Annotated in this window: 12 protein-coding genes; 5 read left to right on the plus strand and 7 right to left on the minus strand. The window is 61.1% G+C overall.

What is annotated here, in order from left to right; genetic code table 11:
* Together CFII68_RS24520 and rluD are read right to left on the minus strand one after the other, a co-directional pair.
* Positions 1–225 (minus strand): laccase domain-containing protein (locus tag CFII68_RS24520; protein WP_018600928.1); only part of this gene is annotated, 225 nt, incomplete at its 3' end.
* Positions 222–1,184, minus strand: a complete 963-nt coding sequence (gene rluD / locus CFII68_RS24515) for a 23S rRNA pseudouridine(1911/1915/1917) synthase RluD (protein WP_003205696.1) — start codon at positions 1,182–1,184, stop codon at positions 222–224. The genes rluD and CFII68_RS24520, both read right to left, overlap by 4 nt.
* A gap of 150 nt (positions 1,185–1,334) precedes the next feature.
* Here rluD and CFII68_RS24510 point away from each other — a divergent pair, with 150 nt between their 5' ends.
* The 4 genes from CFII68_RS24510 (at position 1,335) to CFII68_RS24495 (ending at position 5,631) form a co-directional block, all read left to right on the plus strand.
* Positions 1,335–2,351 (plus strand): outer membrane protein assembly factor BamD, encoded by a 1,017-nt coding sequence (locus CFII68_RS24510; RefSeq protein WP_018600938.1) that lies wholly within the window; start codon positions 1,335–1,337, stop codon positions 2,349–2,351.
* 124 nt (positions 2,352–2,475) lie between these two features.
* Positions 2,476–2,709, plus strand: a complete 234-nt coding sequence (locus CFII68_RS24505) for a PP0621 family protein (RefSeq protein ID WP_014340265.1) — start codon at positions 2,476–2,478, stop codon at positions 2,707–2,709.
* The gene (locus tag CFII68_RS24500) at positions 2,699–4,288 is read left to right on the plus strand and encodes a PAS domain-containing sensor histidine kinase (protein ID WP_018600945.1); all 1,590 of its coding nucleotides are present in this window, start codon (positions 2,699–2,701) and stop codon (positions 4,286–4,288) included. Before CFII68_RS24505 ends, CFII68_RS24500 begins: the two co-directional genes overlap by 11 nt.
* Positions 4,285–5,631, plus strand: a complete 1,347-nt coding sequence (locus tag CFII68_RS24495) for a sigma-54 dependent transcriptional regulator (RefSeq protein ID WP_018600947.1) — start codon at positions 4,285–4,287, stop codon at positions 5,629–5,631. Before CFII68_RS24500 ends, CFII68_RS24495 begins: the two co-directional genes overlap by 4 nt.
* A gap of 69 nt (positions 5,632–5,700) precedes the next feature.
* Here CFII68_RS24495 and CFII68_RS24490 read toward each other — a convergent pair whose 3' ends face one another.
* Positions 5,701–6,078, minus strand: coding sequence for a DUF6124 family protein (locus tag CFII68_RS24490; protein WP_018600949.1), 378 nt, complete (start codon positions 6,076–6,078; stop codon positions 5,701–5,703).
* A 300-nt stretch (positions 6,079–6,378) separates the two neighbouring features.
* Here CFII68_RS24490 and CFII68_RS27330 point away from each other — a divergent pair, with 300 nt between their 5' ends.
* The gene (locus CFII68_RS27330; protein ID WP_156886074.1) at positions 6,379–6,579 is read left to right on the plus strand and encodes a nucleoid-structuring protein H-NS; all 201 of its coding nucleotides are present in this window, start codon (positions 6,379–6,381) and stop codon (positions 6,577–6,579) included.
* Positions 6,580–7,043: 464 nt separating this feature from the next.
* Here the strand turns inward: CFII68_RS27330 and thiO are convergent, their stop codons facing one another.
* From thiO to CFII68_RS24465, 4 genes are read right to left on the minus strand one after another with little or no spacing between them, the layout of a single operon-like run.
* Positions 7,044–8,144, minus strand: a complete 1,101-nt coding sequence (thiO, locus tag CFII68_RS24480; protein ID WP_018600954.1) for a glycine oxidase ThiO — start codon at positions 8,142–8,144, stop codon at positions 7,044–7,046.
* 56 nt (positions 8,145–8,200) lie between these two features.
* Entirely contained in the window at positions 8,201–8,602 is a 402-nt protein-coding gene (locus CFII68_RS24475) for a type IV pilin protein (RefSeq protein WP_018600956.1), read from the minus strand.
* An 11-nt stretch (positions 8,603–8,613) separates the two neighbouring features.
* Complete coding sequence (locus CFII68_RS24470; protein WP_018600958.1) at positions 8,614–11,733, minus strand: pilus assembly protein; 3,120 nt, start codon at positions 11,731–11,733, stop codon at positions 8,614–8,616.
* The gene (locus CFII68_RS24465) at positions 11,720–12,193 is read right to left on the minus strand and encodes a PilX N-terminal domain-containing pilus assembly protein (protein ID WP_018600960.1); all 474 of its coding nucleotides are present in this window, start codon (positions 12,191–12,193) and stop codon (positions 11,720–11,722) included. The genes CFII68_RS24470 and CFII68_RS24465 overlap by 14 nt, the downstream gene beginning before the upstream one ends.
* Positions 12,194–12,209 lie beyond the last annotated feature (16 nt).

The following is a 12,209-nucleotide window of genomic DNA, read 5'->3' on the forward strand; positions in this document are numbered from 1 at the left end:
CTCGACCACGGCAATGCCGTGGACCTGCTGTAGCCAGGCCGGGGTGATGGCGAATTGATCGGTGAGGCGACGACGGTTTTCGGCGACGGCCGCAGGCTCGTCGCCCACATGGTCGCCCAGGTTGAGGCTGTCGAACGGCGCCAGGCTGACGCCACCCACGCGGGTCGTGACGCAGGCCTTGACCCGGGCCGGCGCGGGCCAGTCGGGTGTCAGCCAGTCACTCATCCGATGAACGCCTCGCGGTCCTGCTTGAGCAACGTCAGCAACCAGACGAAGTCATCCGGCAACGGCGATTCCCAGCTCATGCGTTTGCCGGTCGTCGGATGATCCAACTCCAGGAAACGTGCATGCAGCGCCTGGCGCGGGAAATTCTTCAGCGATTCGACCATGGTCTGGCTGGCAGCCGGCGGAATACGGAAACGTCCGCCATAGGCCGGGTCACCCACCAACGGGAAGTTGATGTGAGCCATGTGCACACGGATCTGGTGGGTCCGGCCGGTTTCCAGCTTGACCCGCACATGGGTGTGGGAACGGAAACGCTCGAGCACGCGGTAATGGCTGACCGCCTGCTTGCCACCCTCCATCACCGCCATGCGCTGGCGCTGCTGGCCGTGACGACCGATGGGGGCGTTGATCTTGCCACCGGCGGTGACGACCCCGATCACGATGCATTCATAGATGCGGCTGACGCTGCGGCTTTGCAGCTGTGTGACCAGCTGTGTCTGCGCCTGGATGGTCTTGGCCACCACCATCAGACCGGTGGTGTCCTTGTCCAGGCGATGGACGATGCCGGCACGCGGCACATTGATAATGTCCGGTACGTGGTGCAGCAAGGCGTTGAGCAAGGTGCCGTCGGCATGGCCAGCGGCCGGGTGCACCACCAGGCCCGCAGGCTTGTTGATCACCAGGATGTCATCGTCTTCATAGACGATGTCCAGGGCGATGTCCTGGGCGACCCATTCTCCCTGGGCCTCCTGTTCGGCAGTCAGTTCAAGAATGGCACCGCCGTGGACGATGTCGCGCGGACGAATCACCGCCCCATCCACAGTCAGGCGGCCGTCCTTGATCCAGGCGGAAAGGCGCGAGCGAGAGTGCTCGGCAAAGAGTTGTGCGGCGACTTGATCGAGGCGTTGGCCGCCCAATTCGGACGGCACCTCTGCGCGAAGTTCTATTTTATCGGACATGCTCGGACTGGGCGTCGGCACAGCCTTTGGTTTCGGCTGCGCGCTTGTGGTTAAATACGGCGTCTTTTGCCCCGAGGCTTTCAACGGGGCGCTCATCATAACAGGACGGCCCCGCCCAAGACAGCGGCCGTCATAGGGACGCAAGCCGCCATGCAAGTGAAACACCTGCTGCTGATCGCCATCCTCGCATTGACTGCTGCTTGCTCGTCGAAGGAAGTCGTAGACGAAAACCTGAGCGAAGTCGAACTGTACCAACAGGCGCAGAACGACCTGGATAACAACAGCTATACCAGCGCCACCGCCAAGCTGAAGGCGCTGGAGTCGCGGTATCCGTTCGGTCGCTACGCCGATCAGGCCCAGTTGGAGCTGATCTACGCCAACTACAAGAACGCCGAGCCGGAAGCTGCAAAATCCGCCGCCGAGCGTTTCATTCGCCTGCACCCGCAGCACCCGAACGTCGATTACGCCTATTACCTCAAGGGCCTGACCTCCTTCGACCAGGACGTCGGCCTGCTGGCGCGCTTCCTGCCGCTGGACATGACCAAGCGTGACCCGGGTGCCGCGCGCGACTCCTACAACGAGTTCGCCCAGCTGACCAGCCGCTTTCCCAACAGCCGCTACTCGCCAGACGCCAAGCAGCGCATGATCTACCTGCGCAACCTGCTGGCGTCCTACGAAATCCACGTGGCCGACTACTACCTGACCCGCCAGGCCTACGTCGCCGCCGCCAACCGTGGTCGCTATGTTGTAGAAAACTTCCAGGAAACCCCTTCGGTGGGTGATGGCCTGGCCGTGATGACCGAAGCCTACCAGCGCCTGCACCTGGACGAACTGGCAGCCACCAGCCTGGAAACCCTCAAGCTGAACTACCCGGATCACCCATCCCTGGTCGATGGCCAGTTCACCCCACGGGTCGACGAAGCGGACAACCGTTCGTGGCTGAGCAAGGCGACCCTGGGCCTGATCGAGTCCAGCCCACCGCTGCCGCCAGGCGAGACACGCGCCAACCAGGACGTACAGCGCCAGTTCCAGGATGCCAAGGAAGCCATCCCGAACGAACTCAAGCCCAAGGATGAAAATGGCGACGTGATCGAGGAAGAAGAGCCTGAAAGCGAGTCCAGCGACCGCTCCTGGTTCAGCTACATGACCTTAGGTCTGTTCGACTGAGGCTAAGGCCCATCAAAAAGGGAGACCCGACGGTCTCCCTTTTTTGTGCCCGGGTTTTATTGCGCTGTGCGCCGTTCCTGTCCTTGGCTAAACTGCCTGATCTCTAGCCAAAAAGCCGCCCATCATGCTTCGTTTACTGTTCTGGATCGCCCTGATTGCCGCCGCGGTATGGTTCTGGCGCAAGTTCAAGAGCACCTCCTCCGCGCCGAACGCTCCCCGCGAGCAGGACGCTCCGCCCATGGTTCGTTGCGCCCATTGCGGCGTACACCTGCCCCGTGACCGGGCGCTGGCCCTCGAACAACAATGGTATTGCAGCCAGGCTCACCTCGAGCAAGGCCCGGGCACTCGTGAGCGCTGAGGCCTCAAGCCCACGCGAAAAACAGGCGCAGCGCCTGCTGCGTCTCTATCACCTGTATCGTCTGAGCATCGGCATCACCCTGGTGCTGCTGATCTCCAGCAAACTGGACAACCGCCTGCTGGAGTTCGCCAATGACGACCTGCTGCGCAGTGGCAGTTGGTTGTACCTGGTGCTGAATATCCTGCTGGTGGTGTTCCTTGAGAACACCCGCCGCCCTGCCCGGCTGTTCGGCCTGGCCCTGACTGATGTGCTGCTGCTCTCGTGGCTGTTCTTCGCCGCGGGCGGTGTGCCCAGTGCCATCGGCAACCTGCTCATTGTCTCGGTGGCCATCGGCAACACGCTGCTGCGCGGCCGCATCGGCCTGTTGATCGCGGCCGTCGCCACCCTCGGCATCGTCGGTTCGAGTTTCTTTCTTGGCTTGAGCGACTCGAACCGTCCCAGCAGTTACTTGCAGGCCGGCACCCTGGGGGCACTGTGTTTTGCCGCCGCGCTGTTGGTACAAGGCCTGACCCGACGACTGGAAGCCAGCGAAACCCTGGCCGAGCAACGGGCCAGCGAGGTGATCGGCCTGGAAGCGCTCAACGCCCTGATCCTGCAACGCATGCGCACCGGCATCCTGGTGCTTGACCGTGAGCGTCGGGTGCAATTGGCCAACGAAAGCGCGCTGACCCTGCTGGGCATGCACGATCTGGTGGGCCAGCAGCTCGACGATTACTCCACCGCCCTGGTCGAACGCCTGCAATTGTGGCGAAACAACCCCAGCCTGCGCCCGTCCAGCCTGACCGTTACCGGCACGGGCCTGACCCTGCAACCGAGCTTCATCGCCTTGGGGCATCAAGATCAGCAGCAGATTCTGGTGTTCCTTGAAGACCTGGCCCAGGTTGCCCAGCAGGCCCAGCAGTTGAAACTCGCGTCCCTCGGGCGCCTCACTGCTGGCATCGCCCATGAAGTCCGCAACCCTTTGGGCGCCATCAGCCACGCGGCGCAATTACTGCGCGAATCCGAGGAACTGAACGACGCGGATCGGCGTCTGACGCAGATTATTCAAGATCACTCCCAACGAATGAACCGCGTCATTGAAAACGTCCTGCAGCTGTCTCGCCGCCAGCAAACCACCCCCCAACGCCTCGACCTGCGGAGCTGGCTCGACCAGTTCGTCCGGCAGGCCCGCGAAAGCATGGCCGAGCACCAGCACTTGCACCTGAGCATCGACCCAGGGGACTACATCACGCTGATGGACCCCGACCAGTTGACCCAGGTACTCGACAACCTGCTGCGCAACGCCTGGCGCCACAGCGCCATGGCCCACGAACAGGCGGAGGCCTGGCTGAAACTGTTCATCGACCCCCATAGCCAGCTGTCCACGCTGGACATCATCGACAACGGCCCCGGTGTCACGCCCGAGCAGCAGGCGCATTTGTTCGAACCTTTCTTTACCACCAGCAGCCAGGGCACCGGCCTTGGGCTCTATCTGTCCCGTGAGCTGTGCGAAAGCAACCAGGCCCGCCTAGACTTCAAACCACGCCAAGGCGGCGGTTGCTTTCGCATCACCTTTGCTCACGGACGGAAACAGATTTGAATAATCGCTCACGGCAACGAATCCTGATCGTCGATGACGAGCCGGACATCCGCGAACTCCTGGACATCACCCTGGGCCGGATGAAACTCGACACCCGCAGCGCCAAGAACCTTGCCGAGGCCCAAGCCCTGCTGGCGGGGGATGCCTTCGACCTGTGCCTGACCGACATGCGCCTGCCCGATGGCACCGGCCTGGAACTGGTGCAGCACATCCAGCAACGTTACCCCCAACTGCCCGTGGCGATGATCACGGCCTATGGCAGCCTGGAAACCGCCATCGACGCCCTCAAGGCTGGCGCCTTCGACTTCCTGACCAAACCGGTCGACCTGGGTCGGCTGCGGGAGCTGGTCACCAGTGCCCTGCGCCTGCCGCCGGTCGCCACGCCGGGCACCACCCTCGAGCGCAGCCTGCTGGGCAACTCGCCACCGATGCTCAGCGTGCGCAAGCAGATCGAAAAACTCGCCCGCAGCCAGGCACCGGTGTACATCAGCGGGGAATCGGGCTGCGGCAAGGAACTGGTCGCCCGGCTGATCCACGAACAAGGCCCCCGGGCCAACCTGCCCTTTGTACCGGTCAACTGTGGGGCAATTCCCACGGAGCTGATGGAAAGCGAGTTTTTCGGCCATCGAAAAGGCAGCTTCAGCGGCGCCATCGAGGACAAGCCCGGGCTGTTCCAGGCCGCCCATGGCGGGACCTTGTTTCTCGATGAAGTGGCCGACCTGCCCTTGGCGATGCAGGTCAAGCTGCTGCGAGCCATCCAGGAAAAAGCCGTGCGCGCTGTTGGCGGCCAGCAGGAAGAAGTGGTGGATGTGCGAATCCTCTGCGCCACCCACAAGGACCTGGACAGCGAAGTCGCCGCCGGGCGCTTTCGCCAGGATTTGTATTACCGGCTGAACGTCATCGAACTGCGCGTCCCGCCGTTGCGTGAACGCCGTGAAGACATCGAGCTGCTGGCCAACCACATGCTTCAGCGCCTGGCAGCCAACACCGGTAGTCCACCGGCCAAGTTGCATCCCCAGGCGTTGGACGCTCTCAGGAGTTACCGCTTCCCGGGCAACGTGCGGGAACTGGAGAACATGCTCGAACGGGCCTACACCCTTTGCGAACAGCAGCAGATCGAAGCGGATGATCTGCGTTTGGCCGAGGGCAATAGTACTACTGAGGCAGGTAATCCCGATTTGATGCAGGTCGACAACCTGGAGGATTACCTGGAAGACGTCGAGCGCAAGCTCATCCTCCAGGCGCTGGAGGAAACCCGCTGGAACCGCACGGCGGCGGCGCAGCGGTTGAAGTTGTCGTTTCGGTCGATGCGGTATCGGTTGAAGAAGCTTGGGCTGGATTGAGCCACGGTTTTGAAGCTCACGCTTACCCCTGTGGCGAGGGAGCTTGCTCCCTTGCCACGGGTTTCATGTTTACCGCCGCGACTGTCTTCCGTCCGCAGGCGCCTGCTCGTCCAGAACACGATTGGCCAGTAATTCACTCAGCTCAATCAACTGCAGTACCCCCAAGGCAATATGCCGTCTCGAACCGTCAAGCTCGAAAGCCAGATCGCTGATTGTTGCGTTGGCGCAGGCCAGGGTTTCGCTGAGGTTGGTGAGGAGACATTCGGTGTCGATGCCGGCCACGACAGTGAACAACTGGTTTGAGGCGGGTTTCTTTTTGGTTTCGGGCTTTGGGCCGAGGTAATAGTCGAGGGCGCGTTTGACGGCTTCATCAAGCCCTTTTGGGTTAAGGCTGGCGTCAGGAGAAGCGTTATTGGTTTCTGAAGGTGGTAGGGGTTTGTCACTCATTGCGGTACTCCAAAGAGGGAATGGATTACCAAGTTTTTCGGGCCGCGACGCCCGGACGCTGAATTGGCAGCGACGGGAAAAGGTTAGCCAGAGTTCTTCCCACCCGGCAACCGCCAGAACTCGTCGGAAAATTCTTTTTGAATCAGATTTTTGTCCGACCATTCCCACAAAGCCTGGTTGGCTGTGAGGGTGGTGTGTATATCCGTTTCTGCGGTTACGGCGGCTTAGGGTTCCGCCCTGACGGCGGCTCACTTTTGAGAAGCCCGGAAGCCGGCCCAGTCAAAAGTAAGCAAAACGCTTTTGCCCCACCACTTGGCACCTCGCTTTGGCTCGGTGTGCCCTCACTCCGGCATTGCTCCGTGGGCCCGCCGCGAAGGGCCATCCATGGCCCAGCGCGGCTATCCCGGCATCCATGCCGGGATGCCCACTCCACAACGCCTGCGTTCGGCCAGCGTGGTTAACGGGGCGCCCGAGATCAACGTCCACCGCGAGGCGGCCTAACAGCCGACCTGGTTCTTGATGGGGACCGCGTTCCTCCTGTGGGAGCAAAGCTTGCTCGCGAAGGCGATGGTTCAGTCACATGAATGTTGGGCTTGCTCGCGATAGCAGTGGGTCAGCTTGCATCAGCGTTGGATGTGCCGCCGCCTTCGCGAGCAAGCCCGCTCCCACAGTTGGATTGGGTTCACCTGGGAGAACCAGGTCGGCTGTCAGGCCGCCTCGCGAGCAAGCTTTGCTCCCACAGTTCTAAAGGAGTGTAAAAACGGGAGAACCAGGTCGGCTACTAGGCCGCCTCGCTTTTGATCTTGATCTGGGGCGCCCCGTTAACCACGCTGGCCGAACGCAGGCGTTGTGGAGTGGGCACCTCGGCATGGATGCCGAGGTAGCCGTTACCGCAGCAAGGGATATGTACTCGATCAACACACCGCCATCGCAAGCAAACTCGCTCCCACAGGAAAAACCGAACCTTACAACCGCCCCGCCGGCGCATACGGCGCAGGATCAATCACCGGCTCACGCCCCAACATCAAATCCGTAAACAACTGACACGACGCCGGCGCCAACACCAGCCCATTGCGATAATGCCCGCAATTCAACCACAGCCCCGCAACCCCCGGCACCTCGCCGATATAAGGAATGCCTTCAGGCGACCCAGGCCGCAACCCAGCCCAATGCCCGACCACCTCGGCACCGCCCAACGCTGGAATCAACTGCTGTGCCGAAGCCTTCAGGCTCTGCAGCGCCGTATCCGTCGGGGTCTTGTCAAAGCCTTCACGCTCCAGCGTACTGCCAACCAGAATATGCCCATCACGACGCGGAATCGCATAACGCCCCTTGGCCAGGACCATGCTCGACAGAAAATCCGACGCGCACTTGTACAGAATCATCTGGCCCTTGACCGGCTCGACCGGTAACTTCAAGCCCAAGGTCTTGAGCAACTCGCCACTCCAGGCACCGGCGGCCAGCACCACCTCATCGCCACGAATTTCTCCGGCAGAACTGTGCACACCCACCACACGCCCTCCGTCGCGAATGAACCCGCCGACTTCGCACTGCTCATGAATCGTGACGTTCGGCATCGCCAGCAAGGCAGCCTTGAGGGACTTCACCAACCGCGGATTGCGCACGTTGGCCACGTTGGCCATGTAGATCGCCCGGGAAAAACCCGCGCCCAGCACCGGCACGGCGTCGTGGACAGCCGAGATATCCACAGCCCGCATCGGGCGCCCTTCACGCTCGGCCCAGGCCAGCGCTTCGTCCTGATCGTCCAGGTCCAGCCAATACAGACCGGTGACATGCACTTGCGGATCGATCCCGGTAGTGGCGAACAAGCGCTCGCCCAGCTGTGGATAAAAATCCTGCGACCAATGGGCGAGCGCCGTGACCGCCGGGCTGTAGCGCCAGGGGTACAACGGCGACACGATACCGCCGCCGGCCCAGGACGATTCCTGACCGACACTGGAACGGTCCAGCAGCACCACACGCTGCCCTTCTGACGCCAGATTGAACGCCGTCAGCAGGCCAATGACTCCGCCGCCGACAATCACCACTTGCTGTTGCCTGGTCATGTTCTGATTCGACTCATAAGACAGAGGGCACAAGGCTGCACCCCAAAAAAAGAAACTCAGCGGCCCCAGCAATCCTTGGCGGTCAGCCCGGCAGCCTGGTTGACCACGTCTCGCGTGCCCGTGTTGTTGATCCTGAAATCACCGCACTTGTCCGTCGCCATGGACGAACCGCTCTTGCGCACGGCGATCAGGGTGAAGCTCTGGTCCGCCAGCGTCGGGGTAATGGTGTAGAAATCGTTACCGCCGCTCAGGCCGGTCGCATTGGTGTAGACGTTATTCTTCGAGTAATAGCGCTCGAGAATCTGCGCCTGCTCCGATAACAGCCCGGCGATTTCGGTACGCCGGCCCTTCTTCATGTATTCGGTCAGGCTCGGATAGCCGATGGTAATCACGATACCGATGATCGCAATCACGATCATGATTTCGATCAAGGTGAAACCCCGGTTGGATCTGCGCATGCCTTGCCTCTTCATTGTATTTGTCGCCACATGATGCGGCGGCTAGTAACGCCGGCGGATTTTTCCAGCAAGTCGGTGATACCGCCACCGGAGTCGTTCACGATCATGTTGGTGGCCCCGTTGGCGCTGACCACAGCGCTCAGGGTCGGGATACCGCCCGTGAAGACCACCCCGCTGGAAATCGTGTCGGAGCTGTTGAGCGTGCCATCACCGTTGGTGTCGAGCACCGCGTAGTTGAGCATCTTACCGTTGAACGCATCCAGCTCGATCAGTTTGCCGGTACCGAAGCTGGCGCACGGGTCGGTAGTGTCCACGGCGGCAGTGGTAAAGACTACGCGCCCGCTCACCAGATTGGCCGGGTTGATCACCCGCTCCCCGGTCAATACGTTGTTGTATACCAACGGCAGGTACCAACCCTTTTTCGTCGGATAAGCCACGTCGGTCTGGCTGGTGGTCACAAACTGCCCTGTGCTGCCTGAAAACACCCCCGTGATCGACTGGGCCTGCAGGCTCGACACGGTGATTTGCCCGGCACCGCCAGTAGCATCCCAGATTGAGTAGAACCCCTGCAGATCCTTGTTGAGTTTATCCGCTGCCTCGTTGAATTTGCCGGTGCCGAAAAAGACTTGGGTGCCGCCCTGGGGGTTGTTCGCCAGCAGCGGTTGAACGGTGATCGGCTGAGTCGCGCCACCGGGCGCGGTAAACAATGGCTGACCGGAAAACGCCACGCCCCAGGCAGTTGGAGAAGTACCGCTGAGGTCAAACTTCCACATCCGCCCTTTCAAGTCGCCACCGTATGCCGCCTGCACCACATTCTGGGAGTTGACCCGCAACTTGACCGACGACAGGCCATTATCGGTCTCGTTGCTGTTAACAACGATTTTCCTGATCAACGAGCCGTCGCGGATATCCACCACGTACAACGCCGCGACACCACTGTTGCTGCCGTAGCCGTTGGAGATGAATGCCGCCCAGCGCCCATCCGCCAGGCGCGCGACTTCGGGACGGGCGTAGGCGTAGCCCAGGTCATTGAAGGCGTTGGCGGTGTTGGCAACAGTCGGCGCGCTGATTTCCCACAACGCTCGCAACACATTGCCCGCCGTCGCATCGAACAGCTGAACCGCATAGAACGTCTTGCCCCCGGCACCCGTGCCGCCCAGGGCCACTGTCTTCCAGACACTCCCCGATTGCGTATCGAATACGCCGACCTGTCCATCCACCAAAAACTTGTGGCTCACACCGTTGACGTAGTTGGTGTCGGCAATGTCCTGCAACGAGGGCAGCACGCTCGACGGCATATAGGCATAACGCCGCGTACCGTTTGCACCGTTGATGACGCTGAAGAAACCGTCGTTGGCGTTCACCACCAGGCTGGTATTCATGTTCGCCGCCTTGGCCGCCAGGTACGTGCTGTAGCTCGTGTCATTGAGCAAATCCGCAGCGGTCTGTTCATTGGGCGACGCCAGCACCAGCGGCGAATTGATGATGTCCCCCAGCAACACACTGCGCACCTTCAAGCCGGTCTTATTGACGCCCTTGCTCCACTCCACCAGGTCATTGCCGGTGATCCCCGTGGGCAGGTTCTGGCTGAGGCTGGTTTGCTGGGCCGGCGAAAAATTGCCATAGGCCAAGGTCACCGGCACATTGGTCGCGGTGTTCCAGGACTGATAGATCGGTGCCGTGGCGCCGGGCACGATGGCCGTGTCGGTGGTCCACTGCACCGCCGCCCTGTTGACCGTGCCAGCCGCGGTGAAGCCGAACGCACGGATGGTGCCGCGCCAGTCCTTGGGGTCATAGGTGGTCTGGTAGTAACTGGAGGTGCTGGACACCGTGGCGGCGTTGGTGGTGCCACCGCCCCCGGAGCCGGCCTTGGAGGTGATGTCGCTCAGGGCTGATGACAGGGCATCGTTCAGGCCTGCGCTGTCGCTCGCCGGATAATACTTGCCCGCGCCGTAGCGGGCAGCATCGGACAGCATCGTATTGGTGACGGCAAACCCCACCGTGTAGGTGTTGAGGTACTGGCGGGGAAAATCCGCAGCGTTCCAGCTTTGGCCGGTGGCGTCGGTACCGGTGGAGCGCATGTCGATATCGAAGGCGAACTTGGCGATGTCGTCCAGGTAAAGCGTGTTGCCCTCGCCGTCACCATTGAGATTGTCGCCATCGTTGTTGCTGCCGCTGATGCCGCTATCCCAGTTCGGCAGCCGGGAGCCGCCCAGCGGATCGTTGGTGGGGAACGTCCGATCAAAGGTGGGCAAACCGTCAGTGACCACCACGCCGAAGTTTTTCTGGCAACGGTACTGGATCGGACTGGTGTAGGTGCTCGGTGTGCTGTTGTAGTACGGCGCCATGCCCCTGAAATAGCGGGTGACTTCGTAATAGCTCTCGGCCAGCGGCGTATTCGCCACGGCCCCCAAACTGTTGATCGCATTGATCAGGGCGCTGTAGTTGCTGTTGGCCTGGGTCTGGGTCACGCTGCCGCTGACGGGCGACAGGTCGCTGATGGCGCGGGCGATGTAGCCCCCGGGGCCGGAGTTGCTGAAATTAGGCGGATTGAACGTGGCGAGCCCAATGCGCAGCGCGCGGTTATTGGCGACCAAGTCGTTGGAGACATCCCGTGCCACGTTGATTCGGTAGTCAGTGGGGATGGTGCCGGTGGTGAAATCCCGGTTTGATCCGTTGGACAAAGTCAGCAAATAAGACAGGTATTTGGCCGTGTAGCGGGTATTTCCGTTGCCCACCGGGTCGGGCAGTCTCAGGCAGACCCGACCGAGGTTCAATCGATAGAAACCGTACCAGTTGCTAGCGTTCGAACACCCTCCACGAGACAGACTCGCCAGCAAAACATTGCCATCATCCATATCCAGCTCAGCAATACTGTTGCAGTTATTGGTGGATTCGCAGGTGTAAACTGTCGGACGCGAGACCACCGGATCAAACCCCGCAGCCCAGATAATGTTGTTCATGCTCCCCGAATCATCGATCAGCAGCATCACGTTCGGCGTAACGGCACCGGCACTCAGCAGCGGCGAGTCCGAAGGCGTGAAGGCATAGGCCGGGGCCATCAGGTAAAGGCTGAGCAAGCCCCCCCATAACATCACAATCCAGCCACGGCGCACCTCAGTATTTCGCATAGATGCTCTCCACCACGCTGCGCTGGTTATTCCCCACCACAGCCACCGCCGTGATCCTGTACAGCGTTACGGATTGACCGCTTAGGTCAAGATTGGCGGCATCCTGCGTAATACCGATGTTCTGCACGCCATAAAACCCGCCAGCAGCGGCAACCCACAGCACCCCCGAAGATGAATAACGTCCTGCCACGTTAACGGTCGCCGACTCAGCCGGCGGCGCGCATTGGATCGTGGTGGTACAGGCTGGCAAGGAATAGGTCTCGACCTGCACCGCACTCTCACCCATCCTCAACGCAGCCTCGGCGATCTGGAAGGACTGGTTGCGTTGCATGACGCTGCTGGTCATTTTTTCCTGAAGCGTGGCGCTCTGCATCGACGACAGGCCGATCAGCGTCAGCAGCAACAGGAAAACCAGGCTGACCAGCAGTGCCATGCCACGCTGGCGCTGCTTGAGATCCATAGAACTCATCGATCGC

It is taken from the genome of Pseudomonas sp. CFII68, from assembly GCF_000416195.1.
Classification (GTDB): Bacteria; Pseudomonadota; Gammaproteobacteria; order Pseudomonadales; family Pseudomonadaceae; genus Aquipseudomonas; species Aquipseudomonas kilonensis.

What these genes read in the sequence shown, in the direction of transcription:
- rluD (WP_003205696.1), bottom strand. Translation starts at nt 1,184, where the DNA reads ATGTCCGATAAAATAGAACTTCGCGCAGAGGTGCCGTCCGAATTGGGC.
- CFII68_RS24510 (WP_018600938.1), top strand. Translation starts at nt 1,335, where the DNA reads ATGCAAGTGAAACACCTGCTGCTGATCGCCATCCTCGCATTGACTGCT.
- CFII68_RS24505 (WP_014340265.1), top strand. Translation starts at nt 2,476, where the DNA reads ATGCTTCGTTTACTGTTCTGGATCGCCCTGATTGCCGCCGCGGTATGG.
- CFII68_RS24490 (WP_018600949.1), bottom strand. Translation starts at nt 6,078, where the DNA reads ATGAGTGACAAACCCCTACCACCTTCAGAAACCAATAACGCTTCTCCT.
- thiO (WP_018600954.1), bottom strand. Translation starts at nt 8,144, where the DNA reads ATGACCAGGCAACAGCAAGTGGTGATTGTCGGCGGCGGAGTCATTGGC.
- CFII68_RS24475 (WP_018600956.1), bottom strand. Translation starts at nt 8,602, where the DNA reads ATGCGCAGATCCAACCGGGGTTTCACCTTGATCGAAATCATGATCGTG.
- CFII68_RS24470 (WP_018600958.1), bottom strand. Translation starts at nt 11,733, where the DNA reads ATGCGAAATACTGAGGTGCGCCGTGGCTGGATTGTGATGTTATGGGGG.
- CFII68_RS24465 (WP_018600960.1), bottom strand. Translation starts at nt 12,193, where the DNA reads ATGGATCTCAAGCAGCGCCAGCGTGGCATGGCACTGCTGGTCAGCCTG.